Origin of the sequence: uncultured Paenibacillus sp. (genome assembly GCF_963515335.1) — a bacterium.
In the GTDB taxonomy this organism is placed as follows: Bacteria; Bacillota; Bacilli; order Paenibacillales; family Paenibacillaceae; genus Paenibacillus_I.
In genome coordinates this window covers 1-18,483 of sequence record NZ_CAUPYC010000026.1, presented here as the reverse complement: position 1 = coordinate 18,483, position 18,483 = coordinate 1, and the positions used below count along the sequence as shown (strand labels likewise).

The 18,483-nt window shown below is 60.2% G+C and carries 16 protein-coding genes; all 16 read right to left on the bottom strand.

Going from position 1 to position 18,483, the window contains the following annotated elements; all coding sequences use genetic code 11:
• Positions 1-5 precede the first annotated feature (5 nt).
• Positions 6-1,685, bottom strand: a complete 1,680-nt coding sequence (locus RWM61_RS10300) for a ribonuclease J (protein ID WP_314000320.1) — start codon at positions 1,683-1,685, stop codon at positions 6-8.
• A gap of 220 nt (positions 1,686-1,905) precedes the next feature.
• Positions 1,906-2,781: a 4-hydroxy-tetrahydrodipicolinate synthase gene (gene dapA / locus RWM61_RS10295; RefSeq protein ID WP_314000318.1), complete on the bottom strand. Its 876-nt coding sequence runs from the start codon at positions 2,779-2,781 to the stop codon at positions 1,906-1,908.
• A 330-nt stretch (positions 2,782-3,111) separates the two neighbouring features.
• Positions 3,112-4,314, bottom strand: a complete 1,203-nt coding sequence (dapG, locus tag RWM61_RS10290; RefSeq protein WP_314000316.1) for an aspartate kinase — start codon at positions 4,312-4,314, stop codon at positions 3,112-3,114.
• 81 nt (positions 4,315-4,395) lie between these two features.
• Positions 4,396-5,436: an aspartate-semialdehyde dehydrogenase gene (locus RWM61_RS10285; protein ID WP_314000314.1), complete on the bottom strand. Its 1,041-nt coding sequence runs from the start codon at positions 5,434-5,436 to the stop codon at positions 4,396-4,398.
• Positions 5,437-5,494: 58 nt separating this feature from the next.
• On the bottom strand, positions 5,495-6,085 hold the full coding sequence (locus RWM61_RS10280; RefSeq protein ID WP_314000311.1) for a dipicolinate synthase subunit B: 591 nt from the start codon (positions 6,083-6,085) through the stop codon (positions 5,495-5,497).
• Entirely contained in the window at positions 6,082-6,981 is a 900-nt protein-coding gene (dpsA, locus tag RWM61_RS10275; RefSeq protein ID WP_314000309.1) for a dipicolinate synthase subunit DpsA, read from the bottom strand. Before dpsA ends, RWM61_RS10280 begins: the two co-directional genes overlap by 4 nt.
• 395 nt (positions 6,982-7,376) lie before the next feature.
• Positions 7,377-7,820 (bottom strand): dUTP diphosphatase, encoded by a 444-nt coding sequence (dut, locus tag RWM61_RS10270; protein WP_314000307.1) that lies wholly within the window; start codon positions 7,818-7,820, stop codon positions 7,377-7,379.
• A complete protein-coding gene (locus RWM61_RS10265) occupies positions 7,801-9,069 on the bottom strand; it encodes a pitrilysin family protein (RefSeq protein ID WP_314000304.1) in 1,269 nt (422 codons plus the stop codon). Before RWM61_RS10265 ends, dut begins: the two co-directional genes overlap by 20 nt.
• Before the next feature lie 36 nt (positions 9,070-9,105).
• Positions 9,106-10,107 (bottom strand): polysaccharide deacetylase family protein, encoded by a 1,002-nt coding sequence (locus tag RWM61_RS10260; protein WP_399538352.1) that lies wholly within the window; start codon positions 10,105-10,107, stop codon positions 9,106-9,108.
• Positions 10,108-10,362: 255 nt separating this feature from the next.
• Complete coding sequence (gene pnp, locus RWM61_RS10255) at positions 10,363-12,465, bottom strand: polyribonucleotide nucleotidyltransferase (protein ID WP_314000300.1); 2,103 nt, start codon at positions 12,463-12,465, stop codon at positions 10,363-10,365.
• 165 nt (positions 12,466-12,630) lie between these two features.
• Complete coding sequence (gene rpsO / locus RWM61_RS10250) at positions 12,631-12,900, bottom strand: 30S ribosomal protein S15 (protein WP_036579338.1); 270 nt, start codon at positions 12,898-12,900, stop codon at positions 12,631-12,633.
• A gap of 169 nt (positions 12,901-13,069) precedes the next feature.
• Positions 13,070-14,020: a bifunctional riboflavin kinase/FAD synthetase gene (locus RWM61_RS10245; RefSeq protein ID WP_314000296.1), complete on the bottom strand. Its 951-nt coding sequence runs from the start codon at positions 14,018-14,020 to the stop codon at positions 13,070-13,072.
• Positions 14,021-14,058: 38 nt separating this feature from the next.
• Positions 14,059-14,964, bottom strand: coding sequence for a tRNA pseudouridine(55) synthase TruB (gene truB / locus RWM61_RS10240; RefSeq protein ID WP_314000294.1), 906 nt, complete (start codon positions 14,962-14,964; stop codon positions 14,059-14,061).
• A gap of 30 nt (positions 14,965-14,994) precedes the next feature.
• Positions 14,995-15,993 (bottom strand): bifunctional oligoribonuclease/PAP phosphatase NrnA, encoded by a 999-nt coding sequence (locus RWM61_RS10235; protein ID WP_399538348.1) that lies wholly within the window; start codon positions 15,991-15,993, stop codon positions 14,995-14,997.
• The gene (rbfA, locus tag RWM61_RS10230) at positions 15,990-16,346 is read right to left on the bottom strand and encodes a 30S ribosome-binding factor RbfA (protein ID WP_314000292.1); all 357 of its coding nucleotides are present in this window, start codon (positions 16,344-16,346) and stop codon (positions 15,990-15,992) included. The genes RWM61_RS10235 and rbfA overlap by 4 nt, the downstream gene beginning before the upstream one ends.
• Positions 16,347-16,352: 6 nt before the next feature.
• A partial coding sequence (infB, locus tag RWM61_RS10225; RefSeq protein ID WP_314000290.1) for a translation initiation factor IF-2 occupies positions 16,353-18,483 on the bottom strand: 2,131 nt, incomplete at its 5' end.

Here is an 18,483-nt window from a genome sequence, read left to right as displayed (position 1 = left end):
GGGTGTTATACTTCCATGATGATCGGCAGGATCATCGGACGGCGGCGGGTTTGTTCGTACAGGAACCGGCCGAGCGCGTCCTTCACGTTTGTTTTGAGCGATGCCCATTCGTTGACGTTGTCGCTCATCAGCTTGTTGAGCGTGGACGTTACGATGCGGTTCGCTTCCTCCAGCAAGCCTTCCGATTCGCGCACATATACGAATCCGCGGGAGATGATATCCGGACCGGACACGATCGCGCCGTCCTGCTTGCTGAGCGTCACCACGACGACGAGAATGCCGTCCTGGGACAGCAGCTTGCGGTCGCGCAACACGATGTTGCCGACGTCGCCGACGCCGAGGCCGTCGATCAGCACATTGCCTGCCTGTACCTTGTTGCCTTTGCGGGCGGTGCCGCCCTGCAGCTCTACCGTGTCGCCGTTGTCGAGCATGAAAATGTTGTCTTTCTCGACGCCGACCGCTTCGGCCAGCAGTGCGTGCTGGCGAAGCATCCGATATTCGCCGTGAATCGGGATAAAATATTTCGGCTTCATCAGATTCAGCATCAGCTTCAATTCCTCTTGGCTGCCGTGACCGGAAACGTGTACGCCCGATACCGAACCGGGACCGTAAATCACGTTGGCGCCAAGCCGGAACAGCTCGTCGACCGTGCGGCCGACATACTTCTCATTGCCCGGGATCGGCGTCGCGGCAATGATCACCGTATCTCCCGGCAAAATATCCACCTTGCGGTGCGTCGAGCGAGCCATGCGCGTGAGCGCGGACATCGGCTCGCCCTGGCTGCCCGTGGACAGAATGACAACGCGGTCGGCCGCCATTTTCCCGACTTCCTCCGGCTCGATGATCATGCCTTCCGGAATGTTCAGATAACCGAGCTCCGAGGCGATCGAGACGACGTTCACCATGCTGCGCCCGATGACCGCGAGCTTTCTCTTCGTAACCATCGCGGCATTGATGACCTGCTGAAGGCGGTGAACGTTGGACGCGAATGTCGCGACGACGACGCGCTGCTGCGATTTGCGGAAAATGTCCTCGAACTCTTTGCCAATATTGCTTTCCGACGGGGTAAAGCCCGGACGCTCGGCATTCGTGCTGTCCGACAGCAGGGCCAGCACGCCGCCGCTGCCGATTTCCGCCATACGCTGCAGATCGGCATACTGGTTGTTCACCGGGGTATGGTCGAACTTGAAGTCGCCCGTGTGAACGACGCGCCCCTCGGGCGTGTCCAAACAGACGCCGACCGAATCGGGAATACTGTGGTTCACCCTGAAGAACGTCGCCTTGATCGTGCCGAGCTGGACTTCGGAGTCGGCGTTGATCAGAATCCGTTTCGTCTCGCCGAGCAGGCCGGCTTCCTTCAGCTTGCCTTCAATCAAGCCGAGCGTAAGCTTCGTGCCGTATACCGGAACGTTCAAATGCCTCAGTACGTAAGGCAGCCCCCCGATATGGTCTTCGTGTCCGTGAGTGATGAGTATGCCGCGCACCTTGTCGCGGTTATCCGTCAAATACGTAATGTCGGGGATGACGATGTCGATGCCGAGCATGTCTTCTTCCGGAAATTTGAGGCCCGAATCCACGACCACAATGTCGTTTCCGTACTGAACGACATACATGTTTTTGCCGATTTCACCGACGCCGCCCAGTGCAAAAATGAGCAGTTTATCTTGGTTGTTCTTTTTAGACAAGTAAATCCGTACCTCCTGAATGTGTTGGACGCCGGTCCAAACGTTATTAGATTTTCAAAGATTTGCCGCACCCAGTCACTTGATCCCATTATACATGAAGAAAATGACATAACACAAGTCGACCCGCAAATCCGCCGTACCCGTAGGCTCTCCTAAAATACAAAAACCGATGCCGAGTGTGCACCGGTTTCCGTATCGCCTGCTTCGTTCCGGACTGTGGTCACAGCAATTTGCTTATAAAAGCGGCCTCCGCTTCCGTTGGCTCAACGAGCGGCAAACGGACGCCACCGACAGGCATTCCCTTCAGGCCGAGCGCGTATTTGACCGCCACCGGATTCGGCACGGGATGGGGACATTCGAACAGTCCCTTGAATACAGGATAACACTCCTGGTGCAGCTTGGCGGCTTCCGCCGCGTTGCCGGCGAGATGGGCTTCGATCAGGCGCTTCATTTTGCTTCCGATGATATGGCTCGCCACGCTGACGATGCCGTAGCCCCCGACCGCGAGCACCGGCAAGGTTACGCTGTCGTCGCCGCTGTATACGCGAAAATGGTCCGGCGCGCCGGCCGCGATAGCCGTAATTTGCTCGAGCGGCGCGCAGTCCTTCGTGGCGACGACATTCGGCAGCTGGGCCAGGCGCAGCGTCGTTTCCGCGCTGATGTTGACGCCCGTGCGACCGGGAACGTTGTACAGGAAAACCGGCAGCTTGGTCGCTTCGGCGACGGCACGGAAGTGGCGGTACAGCCCTTCCTGGCTCGGGCGATTGTAATAAGGCGCGACCAGCAAAATGCCGTTGACGCCGCAAGCCTCGGCCTCTTGGGTCAAATGGATGGAATGGGCCGTATTGTTGCTCCCGGTGCCGGCAATAATTTTGCAGCGGCCGGCTGCGCGCTCCACGGAGAACCGGAACAGGGCCAGCTTCTCCTCGTCTCCGAGCGTCGGCGATTCGCCGGTGGTGCCCGAAACGACGAGACTGTCGCTTTCCTGATCCTCAATCAAGTAATCGATCAAACGGCCGGTCGCTTCCCAGTCGATGCCGCCTTGCGCATCGAACGGTGTAACCATGGCGGTGATCAGTCTGCCGAATTCCACCATATGGACGCCTCCATCAAAGTTTCGGATTAATGGTACGGACAAGAGGTCGCTGCGCTGCATTGTAACGGTCTCCACCATCTGTTGAAGTCGCCTCCCCGCGGATTAGACACAAGGTAGGGAGGCGCCTTCAAAGGATGGCCGTAAACTTTCCGACTCGTTACAATTGCGCTCCACTCAGCCCGTTCGCACAAAAATACTTTAAATTAATTGCAAAAACCGGTTCCGTGGGTTTGGAACCGGTCAATTTGATGATTCGGAACCTGCACGTTATAAACGAGTGAACGACTAACGTTCATTATACCTTATGACCAGGGTATTAAAGCAAATAAATTATAAGTGCAGTTCAAATTTGTTGTGCAGGGCGCGGATGGCGGCGGTCATCTGCTCTTGGCGGACCAGCACCCAGATGGTGGCGTGCGAGTCCGCCGATTGGAGAATGGTGATGCCCTCCTCCGTCAAGGCCTCCACAATGCGCGCCATGACGCCGGGAACGCCGTGCATGCCGCTGCCGACTACGGAAACCTTGGCGCAGCCCCGCACGGCCGTCGGCGTATAGCCGAGCTTGCCCAGCACCTCAAGCGCGCGGTCCGCGTCCTCATCGAACACCGTGTACAGCGCTCCGCCGGGCGTCACGTTGATAAAATCAACGCTGATGCCGTGCTTCGCCATCGATTGAAAGACGTTTAATTGCATGTCTTTCTCGCCCTCGGCCGTCACCGATATTTGCGTCACTTTGGGCACATGCGCAATGCCTGTGGCAAGGCGGTCCCGCACCTGCGACTCGGAAACCGGGTCGGCCGTGACGAGCGTACCCTCGCTGTCCGAAAAGGTGGAGCGAACGCGCAGCGGTATGTTGCTCTGCGCCGCGATTTCCACGGCCCGCGGATGGATAACCTTGGCGCCTTGGCGCGCCAAATTGGTAATCTCCGCATAGCTGACCGCCGCGAGCGGCTTGGCGTCGTCGACAAGTCTAGGATCGGCGGTCAGAATGCCGTCGACATCCGTATAGATGTCGATTCGCTCAGCCCGCAGCGCCGCGCCGATCGCCGTTGCCGACGTGTCGCTCCCGCCCCTGCCGAGTGTTGTGAAGTCGCCCTGGTCCGTCTGTCCCTGAAAGCCGGTGACGACGACCACTTTGCCTCGATCAAGCTGCCGAACGACCGGGTCGGGATCGATGCGCATAATGCGCGCTTGCCCGAAGCCGGCGTCCGTCCGTATGCCGGCCTGGCCGCCGGTCATGACGATCGACGGTATGCCCTCGCTGTGCAGCAAGCCGCATAATACGTTGGCTGAAATAATCTCGCCGCAGACGGCCAACAAATCCTTTTCTCTCGCAGGAAGCGAATGGGCGACACCTCCGAGCGACAACAGCGTATCGGTCGCGTAGGGATCCCCCATCCGCCCCATTGCGGAAACGACGACGACGAGCGAATAGGAATTGGAGCGCTCGCGTTCAATATGTCCTAGCACACGCCGGCGCGCCTCTTCGCTGGCAAGCGACGTGCCGCCGAATTTCTGTACGAGAATGGCCATGCGGTCTGATCTCCCTCTCTCCGCCGGAATGACGACCGGCACTTCCTTGCGGATATACGCGGTTAGAGGACCTTGAAGAAGTCAGTTTTGTTCGATCGCGATATATTCGGCGATTTGCACGGCGTTCCAAGCCGCGCCCTTCAGCAGGTTGTCGGATACGATCCACAGATTCAAGCCGCGGGGCGAACCGAGGTCGCGGCGGATGCGTCCGACGAACACGTCCGGCTTGCCGGCGGCCGCTGTGGCTAGCGGATACTGCTGAGCGTCCATGTCGTCGACCACTACGATACCCGGGGCGTCCGAGAGCAGCTTCCTCACGTCCTCCAGCTCATAGTCGTTTTTCAGTTCAACGTAAACCGATTCCGAATGGCCGTAAACGACCGGAATACGCACGCAGGTAGCCGTAACGTCGATCGATTCGTCGCCCATGATTTTCTTTGTTTCACGGACCATCTTCATTTCTTCAAGCGTGTATCCGTTGTCCTGGAACTTGTCGATTTGCGGAATCGCGTTGAACGCAATCTGATGCTTGACCGGAAGCGAGCCTACCGGCAAAATATCCGGCTTGACGTCGTTTCCTTCGAGCGCCTCCCGCGTCTGGCGAAGCAGCTCGTCGATCGCCTTGCTGCCCGCGCCCGAAACCGCCTGATAGGTGGACAAGATGATGCGCGAAATGCCGTAGCGGTCATAAAGCGGTTTAAGCGCGGCCACCATCTGAATGGTGGAGCAGTTCGGATTGGCGATAATGCCTTTGTGTTCGCTTACTTTTTCGATATTCACTTCAGGCACCACGAGCGGCGTCTCCGGATCCATCCGGAAGGCGTTCGTATTGTCGATGCATACGGCGCCGTGTTCGACGGCATGCGGGGCAAGAGCCTTGCTGACCTCGCCGCCGGCGCTGAAGAGGGCGATTTCGACCCCTTTGAAGCTGTCCGGCGTCGCTTCCTCCACCGTAAGCTCCCGGCCTTTGAACGTCATTTTCTTGCCGGCCGATCTTGCGGAAGAGAGCAGCTTCAGCTCGTTGACCGGGAAGTTCCGTTTCTCGAGCAGACCGATGATTTGTTCCCCTACCGCGCCTGTCGCCCCTACTACGGCGACGTTAAACAATTTTTGTTCCGACATGATTCCAATCTCCCCTCAAGTTGCAACGGCTTGCCGAGTTTCGCCACGCGTCCGTCTACTATTGATAGCGTTCGACCAGAACGGGCTGGATTTGCTTGCCCTGAAGCGCCGCTTCGCAGGCTTCCAGAAGCAAATCCATCCGGGCTACGAGCGAATTCGGCTTCTGCTCCGGGTTGTCCTGACCGAACGGCACGAAATAAATGTTCTTGGTAATCAGCAGCTTGGCGATGTTGGCCGCGTTGAGCCCCAGGCCGTCGTTCGTCGAAATGGCCAGCACGAGCGGTCTCCCGTTGCGCATCTGCGCTTTGGCCGCCATCAGAACCGCACTGTCCGTCATCGCGTTCGCAAGCTTGCTGGTCGTGTTGCCCGTGCAAGGCGCAATGAGCATGACGTCCAGGAGCTTGGACGGGCCCAAAGGCTCCGCCTCCACGATGGTCGATATGATCTCGTTGCCTGTAATGTCCTTAAGCTGCCTCTGCCATTCGGCCGACGTTCCGAACCGTGTATCCGTCGTCATAATCGTCGACGTCACGATCGGAATGACCCTGGCCCCGGCGTCGACAAATCGCTTGATTTGCGGCATAACCTCCGCAAACGTACAATGTGAACCGGACAATGCGTAGCCGACCGTTATGCCCTGCCAATTCATTGCTCATCCCCCCGTAATCGTAAATCCTCCATAATCAACCGACTCATGCAGTCCGCTATGATGCGTCCGGCTGTCTTGGGAGCTACGATTCCGGGTAATCCCGGGGCGAGCATCGCCTTGATTCCGCGCTTCTCCGCGAAGCGGAAATCCGTGCCGCCAGGTTTCGACGCGAGGTCGATAATGACGGCGCGCGGCGGCAATTTGGCTATTATTTGCGCTGTGACTATCATAGTCGGAATTGTATTAAAAAGCAAGTCGAGATTGCCTGCGTGATGCAGCAAATCCCTGATGTAGAGCGGCTTGAAGCTCATCTCCTCGGCACGGGCGTAATGCTCCTCGCGACGCACTCCGACTAGCACGTTCGCCCCCATTCCCTGGAGGGTTCGGGCGAGGGTAAAACCGGTTCTTCCGAGACCGAGCACGAGCGACGTCGAACCGTGGATCGTAATGTCGGTGTTCTGGATCGCCATCATGATCGCGCCTTCCGCGGTGGGGATCGAGTTGTAGATGGCGACGTCGTCCCGCTCGAACAGCTCGACGACCGCGATGCCGTGCTTGGCGCAAAGCTGCTTCAAATACGGTTTGGCCATTCCGGTATACACCTTGCAATGTTTGGGCAGACGGGCGATATGCTCATCCGTCAGCCGCAGCTCCCGGTCGCTGAAAACGGCCGTAACGATACCTTCGTCGTCGGTGCCGACCGCGGGCAAGATGAGCGCATCCGCTCCTTCGAACAGCTCCTCGTTCAGCTCGGCCTTGACCGCTCCGTCCAGCGGCGAATGCAAGCCGTCGAACCCGCCGACCATGACGGCGGCGTCGAGCTCCGCGAGCTTGCGGATCACCTCCAGCTGGCGGGCGTCGCCGCCGAGCAGCACGACATTAACTCCTGTGAGCAAAAGCATCTCACTCCTCTCTGAGCCAATCCTGCATAGACCATCTTATGCATGCGCCCAGATGAGGGTGAGAACAACCCGCGAGAAACCCGCGACAGCCTGCCTCGGGACCCAACCGCACCCATCCAGCACCGCAAATGCCGCAAACACACAAAAACCGGAGGCAGCGCCCCCGGTTCGTTAATCGTCAATAGGATGAGTTCGTCCAAAGCATATGCCGTATGAACAGGCGTAAGCCTACGCTGTTTTTTGGGGTATGATCCCAACCTGCAGCGGAGGTTGTTCGGGGGAAGAGCGACTTGTTTGTGGCCGTTTCCACCTTGGTGGGGCTTAGTGAATCAGGAAACGGACACGAAACGGAGCGAAGACGCCGAACAACCGGAGCCCATCCGGAGCCCCTACCGCCCCGTATGCCCGAAACCGCCGGCCCCGCGCTCCGTATCCGGCAGCTCGCCGACCTCGGCGATCTCGATACGCGGCACGACCTGGAACACCATCTGCGCGATCCGCTCGCCGCGCGCGATCGTGAACGGCTCCTGCCCCAGGTTCGCGAGCAGCACCTTCACCTCGCCCCGGTAATCGGCGTCAATCGTGCCGGGCGTATTGAGACAAGTAACGCCGTGCTTGTATGCGAGGCCGCTGCGCGGCCGGATTTGCGCCTCCAGCTCCGGCGGCATCGCCATCGCGAAGCCGGTCGGAATGAGCCCCCGTTCGCCGGGCTTCAGCGTGACCGGCTCTGTCACGGCGGCATGCAGGTCGAAGCCGGCCGCCCACTCCGACATTCTGGCCGGAAGCGGGACGTCCTCGTTGCCCGGAAGCCTTTTAAATTGCACGCGAAACAAGGCAATCCCTCCCCAATGAGGCTGCAGCCTTATCGCTCGCGCCGACCATCGCGACGGCGAACGGAACCTCCAGCATCCGGCGCGTAATGTCGCGGATGTCGCTCATCGCGACCGCATCGATGCGATCCAGCATCTGATCGAGCGTATAGTGGCGGCCGAGCATGAGCTCGTTTTTGCCGATCCGGTTCATGCGGCTGCTCGTGCTTTCGAGGCTCAGGATCAAACTGCCCTTCAACTGCTCTTTGCCGCGGTGAAGCTCCGCTTCCGTCAACCCTTTATCCGCGATCTCGCCCAGCTGCTCGATCGTCAGGTCGAGCACTTCCTTCGTCTGCTTCGGCGCCGTCCCCGCGTAAATCGTAAAGAGGCCCGTATCAGCGAATGACGTATGATAGGAATATACCGAATAGGCCAGCCCGCGCTTCTCGCGGATTTCCTGAAACAACCGGGAGCTCATGCCTCCGCCGATCGCATTGTTGAGCAGCACCATCGCGTACAGCTGCGGGTCGGCGATCGAGCAGCCGGGAAACGACAGGCAAAGATGGTTCTGCTCGGTTTTCTTCTTATGGAACAAGTACTCGCCGCTGAAGCCGGGGATCCGATGGTCGGCACTGCCGCCGCCCTTGCGGTCGAACCGGCCGAAATACGTCTCCAGCAGCTCGAGAACGGCGTTGTCCTCTACGTTGCCCGCGACGGCGATGACCGTATTGTCGATCCGGTAATGGTCCTCCATGTAACCCCGCAGCTCCGAAGGGCCCATAGCCGTCAAGCGCTCCTCAAGCCCCAATATCGAATAAGCGAGCGGGTGATCGCCGAAGGCGGCGCGCGAAGCTTCGTCGTGCACCTTGTCGTCAGGCGTATCCTCGTACATGGCGATTTCCTCAAGTATAACGTTCTTTTCCTTGCCCAGTTCCCCTTGATCGAACCGCGAATCGAAAAACATGTCGGCCAGCGCTCCCACCGCGATCGGCAGGTGCCGATCCAGCACCTTGGCGAAATAGCAGGTGTATTCCTTGGATGTGAAAGCGTTAACGTTGCCGCCGATGCCGTCGAACAAATCGGCGATGTCCTTCGCGCTCCGCTTCCCGGTTCCTTTAAACAGCATGTGCTCGATAAAATGGGAGATGCCGTTATTGTCCGGCGTCTCGTAACGGGAGCCGGTTCTCACCCAAATGCCGAAGGATACCGATCGGCACGTAGGGATATTCTCGACAACCACTCGTAAGCCGTTCTGCAGCGTGTATCTGTTCACCGGGTCTCCTCCTAGAAAATCAATGATTTCACTATATCAGAATCGGGCTTCCGCCTCAACCGGAGGCCAGCGCTTGGCCGAAAGCGTCTCGGTGACGGTGCCGAGCGCCAGCCCTTTTTTCCTGATCGCGGCGATCATGCCGGCGAGGGCGTCGCTCGACGAGGAGGTCGGATGCATCAGGATCAGCGAGCCCGGCCCGACGTCGCGCGCAATTTTCGCCACGATCGCAGAGGGCGCCGGTTTCCGCCAATCGACCGTATCGACGGTCCACAGCACCGTTTTCAGCCCGAGCTCCGCCGCCGTCTGCACAGTCGTTGCGTTGTACGCCCCCGAGGGAGGGGCGAACCAGCGGTTCTCGACGCCCAGCGTCGTGCGGAGCAGCTCTTCCGTCCGCTCGATTTGGCGCCGCTGCTGCTCTTTGCCGAGCCGGCTCATATCCGGATGGGAATAAGCGTGGTTGGACATCTCGTGGCCGCGCGCCGCAATCGCACGGGCCATCTCCGGATTTTTCGCAAGCCAGGACCCGTCGAGGAAAAAGGTCGCTTTGACTCCTTCGCGGTCGAGCGTATCGAGAATCGGCGTGAGGTATTCGTTGCCCCACGCGACGTTGACCATGATCGCCGCCATCCGCTTGCGCGGATTGCCGCGATAGATCGGCTGCGCGCCCAGCGCCCCCAAATCGACCCTGGGCTTCACCTCCCTGTAAACGAACCGGATCGGCGCCTCGGCGGGCAACCCCTTCATCCTCGCGTAAGTCCGCTCAATGTCGACCTCCACCCCGTTATAGCCGGGGATCGCCTTCCATACCCGGTCTACGACCGCATCGACCGGCTCTTCCTTCCGCGCGGCCGCCTCCCCCCGGATACGGGCGAGCAGCGGGTCCTCCCCTTGGGTCCCGGATAAATCGCCGTATGCCACCGCCTCTCCGCCTGCCCGCTGCTTGACGCTGCGCACATATTGACCGACGTCGCCGTTCCAGGCGGCCAAACCGGCGACGACTGCCAGGCATGCGGCCATCGCGGCCGCTTTTTTCATCATCGCCCGCACCTCTTCCGCTGGATTGATACCAGTGTATGCCGGCCGGGACAAGGTTATGAGAAAACCTCTATCGACGCATTTCCGAAGATGAGCGACCGCATTTAAAGGTAGGTTTTATCGCCGATAGGAACGTTTTATACGCTTTAACACTTCAGCGAATTTAAACATTCCTATACGGTGAAAATGCGGACAAACAAAAAAGAGACAGAGGGAATCTGGCTCTTCGTTGCTTCATGATTCGATTTGCGGATCGTGCTACGATTGCGCGGGCTCCTGCGCGGCAAGCACGGCTTTGCGGGACAGGTTGACGCGGCCCTGCTGGTCGATCTCCGTTACCTTGACCGTAATCTGGTCGCCGATCTTCACAACGTCTTCCGTCTTCGCCACGCGCTCGGAGGACAACTGCGAGATGTGGACAAGTCCTTCCTTGCCGGGCAAAATTTCAACGAACGCGCCGAACTTCTCCACGCGCTTGACCGTGCCGAGGTATACCTCGCCGACGACGACTTCCTTCACGATGCCTTCGATGATCTGGCGCGCCCGGACATTCGCCTGCTCGTCCGACGAAGCGATGAACACTTTGCCGTCCTGCTCGATGTCGATTTTGACGCCGGTTTCCTCGATGATCTTGTTGATGATCTTGCCGCCGGCGCCGATGACGTCGCGGATTTTGTCGGGATTGATCTGCATGATGATGATCTTCGGCGCGTATTGCGACAGGCTTGTACGCGGCGCTTTCATCACCTCGAGCATTTTGCCGAGGATGTGCATCCGTCCTTCACGGGCTTGCTCGAGGGCCTGCGTCAGAATCGCGCGGTCGATGCCGTCGATTTTGATATCCATCTGGATGGCCGTTACGCCTGCGGACGTTCCCGCCACCTTGAAGTCCATATCGCCGAGATGGTCTTCCATCCCCTGGATGTCGGACAGGATGGAGAACTGCTCGCCGTCTTTGATCAATCCCATCGCAATGCCGGCTACCGGCGCCTTGATCGGCACGCCCGCGTCCATCATCGCCAGCGTGCCGGCGCAAATGCTCGCCTGCGACGTCGAGCCGTTGGATTCGAGCACCTCGGAAACGAGCCGGATTGTGTACGGGAATTCCGCTTCGGACGGAATGACCTTCGAGAGCGCGCGTTCGCCGAGCGCGCCGTGGCCGATTTCGCGGCGTCCCGGTGCGCGCAGCGGGCGGGCTTCGCCGACGCTGAACGGCGGGAAGTTGTAGTGATGCATGAACCGCTTCGTTTCCTCGAGGCCGATGCCGTCCAGAATCTGCACGTCGCCGAGCGCGCCGAGCGTACAAACGCTGAGCGCCTGCGTCTGGCCGCGGGTGAACAGGCCGGAGCCGTGGGTGCGCGGCAGCAGGGCGACATCGCACTCGATCGGACGGATCTCGTCCAGGCCGCGGCCGTCCGGACGCACTTTGTCATGCGTGATCAGGCGGCGCACTTCTTCCTTGACGATGTCGTACAGCACTTCCTTGACGTCGCCGAGCAGCTCGGGGGCGTCCGCATACGCTTCTTCGAAATGCGCAACCGCATCCGCGTTGACGGCGTCGATCGCCTCCTGGCGGGCGTGCTTCTCCGGAATGCGGATCGCCTCCACCAGCCTGGCGGATGCGAAGGCACGCACGTCGCGGTTGACGTTCTCGTCGACGGCGTGGAGCTGCACGTCCATTTTCGGCTTGCCGGCCACCTGTACGAGCTCATCGATGACCGCCACGATTTTTCTGATTTCGTCGTGCCCGAACATAATCGCTTCAAGCATGACCTCTTCCGCTACTTCATCGGCTTCCGCTTCCACCATCATGATCGCGTCCTTCGTCCCTGCGACCACGACGTAAATATCGGAGCGCGACTCCTGCTCCACGGTCGGATTGATGACGAACTTGCCGTCCACACGGCCGACGATGACGCCGCCGATCGGTCCGTTGAACGGTACGTCGGAGATGGACAGAGCCGCCGACGTGCCGATCATCGCGGCGATTTGCGGCGGGCAATCCTGGTCGACGCTCATGACAAGGTCGACGATTTGCACGTCATTGCGGAAGCCCTCGGGGAAAAGCGGGCGGATCGGACGGTCCGTCAAACGGCTCGCAAGTATCGCCTTCTCGCTCGGACGTCCTTCCCTTTTAATGAAGCCTCCCGGAATTTTGCCGACGGCGTAAAGCCTTTCCTCATAATTCACGGTAAGCGGAAAAAAGTCCAGATCCTTCGGACCCGGCGACGCCGTTACCGTACAGAGCACGACCGTGTCGCCGTAGCGGACGGTCACCGCGGCGTTGGCCTGCTTGGCGAGCCTGCCGGCTTCCAGCACGAGCGTCCGGCCGCCGAGCTGCATTTCCACGCGTTGTGTCATCGTTAACCTCCCATATCGTTTATGTATCATAGTACCATAGTTACCCATTCGACAACATTCCCGCCATTCCTGCCGGGCCCGCTACATGGCAAAAAGCAACCGGGTGCCGGCCGCCGTCCGGTTAACCGGACGGCTTGACAACCAGGTTGCTTTTCTCCCGCATGATTATCGGCGAAGGCCGAGTTTTTCAATCAGAGCGCTGTAGCGTCTTACATCTTTATTTTTCAGGTACGCCAGAAGCTTGCGGCGTTGGCCGACCATCTTGAGCAGTCCGCGACGGGAATGGTGGTCTTTCTTATGCTCCCGCAGGTGCTGGGTCAAGTTGGTGATGTTCTCGGTCAGGATAGCGACTTGAACTTCCGGCGAGCCGGTATCGTTCGCATGCGTCTTATGCGTGTCGATCACTTCGTTCTTGCGTTCTTGGGTGATTGCCATCCTTGTGTTCACCTCCTTCATTGGAATCGCCGATGGCCTCGACGCCGCCGGTGAGCGCGGGCGACCAAGCCATGGTTCGAAAGCGGCTGTGCAGCCGCAACGTGTTTAAGTATAGCATATCCGAACGGTTAAAGTAAACGTCCGGTCGGATCGATGCCGGAGCGCCGCATCATTCCGCCTTTTCCAGCAGCTTCCTCGCGGCTTCCGCATCCCGGCCGATCTGCTCGATCAGCTCGGAGACGGAGCCGAACTTCCGCTCGGCGCGCAGAAAAGCGCGGAAGTCGAGCGTTACCCGGCTTCCGTACAAATCGCCTTCATAGCCGAAAAGATGGGCCTCCAGCTTCGGATCGACGCCACTCTCATGAAAGGTCGGCTTCACGCCCACATTCATGACGGCCGGGAAGCAGGCGCCCGCCGACTCGACCGAGACCGCGTAAACCCCCAGCCTGGGCAGCACATAGGCGCCGTCCGGCTCGACATTGGCCGTAGGGTACCCGATCGTTCGGCCTCTTCCTTCTCCATGGACGACGGTGCCCGATATCCGGTACGGCCTGCCAAGCAGACGCGCGGCCCGGCCGACATCGCCTTGCTCGAGCGCCGCCCGGATGCGCGAGCTGCTTACTTTGCCGCCGTCCAGCTCGAGCGGCTCCATAACCTGCACCTTCATCGAAGGAGCCGCGAGCTTGCGCAGCAGCTCCGGCGTCCCCGCCCCCCGGCTGCCGAACGAAAAATCGAAGCCGACGACCGCTTCCTCGACCCGCAAAGGAAGCAGCATGTCATGCACGAACGACTCGGGCGGCAAGGCCGCAAAAGCCATGTCGAAACGGACGACGTAAACGATGTCGACCCCCAGCTCCGCGAAACGCCGCAGCTTCTCTCCGGCGGGCGTGAGCGATGTCACATACTGCTCTCCTTGCCCGAGAACCTCCTTCGGGTGGGGATGAAACGTCATGACGGCGGACAGCCTTCCGGCGGATGCCGCGCGTTCGACGGCCCGGCCGATGACGTTCCGGTGGCCGAGATGAACGCCGTCAAAATAGCCGATTGCGATCACTTTCCCCCGATCCGCTCCGTATAGGGCGCCGGGGTCGAAAGGAAAACCAAGATGAATGATTTCCAATGCCGTTACACCTGCAATTCTATGTTTGCTGCACGCGTCTAAGAGAAGACCTTGACGGGCACGAGCAGGTCCGCATCGCCGTCCGCCCGGTACAAGCCGATGAATCTGCCGTCTTCGCCGAACAGACGGATGAGGCCTTCAGAGGCCGAAGCTTCCGTTCCCGCTGCGGCGTACGGCAATTTGCGCCCCTGCAAAGCCATCTGCGCGATCCGGCTGTCGGCCGTCATCCGGGGCAGATGCTCCAGCGCCCGCTCGGCCGGCAGCAGCTTGTCCTCCAGCAGGCCTTGCGCCTGCAGAGCTTCAATCTCCTCCAGCGTCACGCAGTCCGCTTCGCTCAGGCCGGCGGAAACCGTCCGCCTGAGCTCCGCCATGGCGGCCGGCACCCCCAGGGCGCGGCCGATATCGACGCAAAGCGTGCGGATATAGGTGCCTTTGGAGCATGTGACCGCAAAGCCGATCCTCGGCAGCGGAACGTCCAGCTCGGCAAACGTCAGCTCAATGCCGTATACGGTCACCCGCCTTGATTTGCGCTCGACCGTCTTGCCCTCGCGAGCCAGCTCGTACAGCCGTTTGCCGCCGACCTTGACGGCCGAATACATGGGCGGGACCTGCTCGATCTCGCCGGCAAACCGGGCAAGCGCCGCCCGCGCCTGTTGCTCCGTGACGCGGACGCCTTCGCGCCGTTCGAGCACGTTGCCCGTCATATCCTCGGTATCGGTCGATACGCCGAGCTGCAGGACGGCTTCATACGCCTTCGGCAGCTCCTGCAAATATTCCACGACACGGGTCGCCCTCCCGATGCACAGCGGAAGCACCCCCGTCACCTGGGGATCGAGCGTGCCGGCATGGCCGATCCGCTTGATCCGAAGCAGACGCCTGACCTTCGCGACCACATCGTGCGACGTCCAGCCGGCCGGTTTCCATACGGCTAATATACCGTCCATTGCGCAATCATGCCTTTCCTGCTTGCTTGTTCAAACCGCGTCAAGCGCTTTGCGGACAACGTCGACGACCGTCGCCATCGCATCCTGGATCGGGCCGTCCACCCGGCATCCGGCCGCGCGGACATGTCCCCCGCCGCCGAACGATTGGGCGATCGCCGCCACATCGGCGGCGCCGGCCGAGCGCAAGCTGACCTTCACTTCCCCGCTCTCGGTCACCTTGAACAGCATGCCGACCTCGACGCCTTCAATGTTGCGCGCATAATTGACGAGCCCTTCCAGGTCTTCGCCGGCCGCGCCCGTTTCGGCCATGTCGGCGGGCTCGATGTACAGCCAGCCGATTTTGCCGTCCTCGCTGAGCGCGAGGCGCGACAGGCCGCGCTGCAGGACGCGCAGCTGCGGCAGCGACATTTTCTCCAGCAAATGATCGGCCAGGCCGAAGCCGTCCACCCCGGCCTCAAGCAGCTTCGAGGCGATGGCCATCACATGGGCGGTCGTATTCGAATAACGAAATCCGCCGGTGTCAGTCAACAGGCCGGTATAAATCGCCGTGGCGACCTCGACGTCGAGCGGAATGCCGGCGTAATCGATCAAATCGAACAAAATTTCAGCCGTCGCCGCCGCGTCGAAACGAAGCAGGTTCGCGGAGCCGAACGCGTCGTTGGTCGGATGGTGGTCGATATTGAGCAGGGCATACCCTGCCTCGAACAGTTCTTCGACCCGGCCCACCCGCCGGAAATCCGCGCAATCGACCGTCACGATCCGGCCGTACAAGCGGTCGGGCTTGTTTTCGGATAAATTGACGATCAGATCGGAGGACCGCAAATAATCCAAGCGTGGCGGCACGCGGCCCTCGTTGAAGAGCACCGCCCGCTTGCCCAGCTTCTCAAGCAACCAATGAACGATGACCGTCGAGCTGACCGCGTCGCCGTCGGGCTGAACGTGGGAGACGACCAGATAATCGTCTCCGGCCTTCAGGAAGGCGAGCGCGTCTTCGAGCATGCGCCCGTATTCGGAGCCGCGAATCGTCATACGTCGTCGTTCCCCCGGTTCACCTGATCGAGCAGCGCTTCGATCCGGCTGCCGTACTCGATGCTGCTGTCGAATTTGAAAATCAGCTCCGGAATGTGGCGCAGCTGGATTCGCTTGCCAAGCTCGGAACGCAGAAATCCTTTGGACCGCGCCAGAGCGGCGAGCGTATTTTCCTTCTGCTCCTCGCTGCCCAGCACGCTGAGATACACCTTCGCCTGCGACAGGTCGCTGGTCACTTCCACGCCGGTCACCGTAATAAAACCGATGCGGGGATCCTTCAGCTCCTGCTGAATAATCAGACTGATTTCTTTCTTAATTTGCTCGCCGACGCGGCCTACACGGACTTTCGCCATGCTTGATCACCTCTCAACGGTTTCCATGATGAACGCTTCGATCGTGTCCCCTTCTTGGAGGTCGTTGTAGCCGTCCAGCGTAATCCCGCATTCGTAGCCTTGCGCAACCTCTTTGGCGTCGTCCTTGTAACGCTTGAGCGAATCGATCCCGCCCTCGAAAACGACGATGCCGCCGCGGATGAGACGCGCCTTGGCCGAACGGGTGATTTTGCCCGACGTAACCATACAGCCGGCAATCGTGCCGACCTTGCTGACCTTGAACAGGTTGCGGACTTCGGCCTGGCCGATAACGGTTTCCTTGTAAACCGGATCCAGCATACCCTTCATCGCGTGCTCGATCTCGTCGATCACTTTGTAGATGATGCTGTGCAGTCGGATGTCGACCTTCTCCTGCTCGGCGTTCTGCTTCGCCTGCGGCTCCGGACGGACGTTGAAGCCGATGACGATCGCATTCGACGCCGACGCGAGCGTAATGTCGGATTCCGTAATGGCGCCGACGCCGCTGTGCAAAATCTTGACGCGGACGCCTTCGATTTCGATCTTCGCGAGCGAGCCCTTCAGCGCTTCCGCGGAGCCTTGAACGTCGGCCTTGATAATAACGTTCAGGTCTTTAATTTCGCCATCCTTGATATGTTTATACAGATCGTCCAGCGTCACGCGCGAGTTGGAGCCGCGTTCCGATTCACGCTGCTTGATCGCGCGGCGGTCGGCGATGGCGCGCGCCTTGCGCTCGTCCTCGAACACCATGAACGGGTCGCCGGCCAGCGGCACTTCCGTCAATCCGGTAATTTCGACGGGGGTCGACGGACCCGCTTCCTTCAGGCGGCGGCCCTTGTCGTTGACCATCGCCCGGATGCGGCCGAAGCAATTGCCCGCCACGAACGCATCGCCTATTTTGAGCGTTCCGTGCTGGACGAGCACGCGCGCGACCGGCCCCTTGCCTTTGTCCAGCTCGGCCTCGATGACCGTGCCGCGGGCCCGCTTGTTCGGGTTCGCTTTGTAGTCGTTGACCTCCGCCACGAGCAGAATCATCTCCAGCAGCTCTTCCAGGTTCATGCGCTGCTTGGCGGAAATGTTGACGAAAATCGTCTCGCCGCCCCATGCTTCCGGCACCAGCTCGTACTCGGTCAGCGCCTGCATAATTTTCTCGGGGTTGGCGCCTTCTTTATCGATTTTGTTCACGGCCACGATAATCGGCACGCCCGCCGCTTTCGCGTGGTTGATCGCTTCGACCGTCTGCGGCATGACGCCGTCGTCGGCCGCGACGACGAGAATCGTAATATCGGTTACCTGGGCGCCGCGCGCGCGCATCGTCGTGAACGCCTCGTGGCCCGGCGTATCGAGGAATGTGATTTTCTTGTGGTTGATTTCGACCTGGTATGCGCCGATATGCTGCGTAATGCCGCCCGCTTCGCCGCCGGTGACGTTCGTCTCGCGGATAGCGTCGAGCAGCGTCGTTTTGCCGTGGTCGACGTGACCCATAATCGTTACGACCGGCGGACGGGATTCCAGATCCGCTTCGTCGTCGTTCTCTTCGACCGTCTCGAACGTGTCTTCATCGACCGGAAGCTTGATTTCGACTTCCGCGCCGTATTCGCCGATAACGAGCTGGATCGTATCCAGGTCGAGCTCCTGGTTGATCGTCGCAAGAACGCCCATCATCAGCAGCTTCTTGATCACTTCCGAAGCGTCCTTATGCAGCAGCTTCGCCAGTTCTCCGACCGTCATGCTGCCGCGGACGATAACCTTCTTCGGGGTGTTGTCGATCTTCTCGCGGCGCTCCTGGTTCTGGTTGCCGCCGCGCCCGCCGCGGTTGTTTTTGCCGCCGCGTGCGGGTTTGAAGCTGCGGTTGTCGTCGAAACGGCCGCCGCCCGGCTTCGAACGGTTGTTTCTCGAGCGCGAATCGCCGCCGTCGCCGGAACGTGCCGCACCCGGCTTGGAATCGCTGAAGCGGTTCTGCTGCGGACGCGCGGCTGCTTGGCCGCCTCCCGCGCCGCCGGTTCCGCCGCCGCGGAACCCGCCTTGGCCTTGGCCGGACGGACGGTTGCCGCCGCCTTGGCCGCCGCTGCGCAATCCGCCCTGGCCCTGGCTGAACGGACGGTTGCCGCCGCCTTGCGGCCCGCGGTTCTGCCCGCCC

Excerpts from the sequence above, each read along its gene's own strand:
- RWM61_RS10235 (WP_399538348.1), bottom strand. The coding sequence starts at position 15,993 with ATGACGATTCGCGGCTCCGAATACGGGCGCATGCTCGAAGACGCGCTC.
- pnp (WP_314000300.1), bottom strand. The coding sequence starts at position 12,465 with ATGACACAACGCGTGGAAATGCAGCTCGGCGGCCGGACGCTCGTGCTG.
- rbfA (WP_314000292.1), bottom strand. The coding sequence starts at position 16,346 with ATGGCGAAAGTCCGTGTAGGCCGCGTCGGCGAGCAAATTAAGAAAGAA.
- RWM61_RS10260 (WP_399538352.1), bottom strand. The coding sequence starts at position 10,107 with ATGATGAAAAAAGCGGCCGCGATGGCCGCATGCCTGGCAGTCGTCGCC.
- truB (WP_314000294.1), bottom strand. The coding sequence starts at position 14,964 with ATGGACGGTATATTAGCCGTATGGAAACCGGCCGGCTGGACGTCGCAC.
- rpsO (WP_036579338.1), bottom strand. The coding sequence starts at position 12,900 with ATGGCAATCACCCAAGAACGCAAGAACGAAGTGATCGACACGCATAAG.
- RWM61_RS10280 (WP_314000311.1), bottom strand. The coding sequence starts at position 6,085 with ATGAATTGGCAGGGCATAACGGTCGGCTACGCATTGTCCGGTTCACAT.
- dapG (WP_314000316.1), bottom strand. The coding sequence starts at position 4,314 with ATGGCCATTCTCGTACAGAAATTCGGCGGCACGTCGCTTGCCAGCGAA.
- dapA (WP_314000318.1), bottom strand. The coding sequence starts at position 2,781 with ATGGTGGAATTCGGCAGACTGATCACCGCCATGGTTACACCGTTCGAT.
- RWM61_RS10285 (WP_314000314.1), bottom strand. The coding sequence starts at position 5,436 with ATGTCGGAACAAAAATTGTTTAACGTCGCCGTAGTAGGGGCGACAGGC.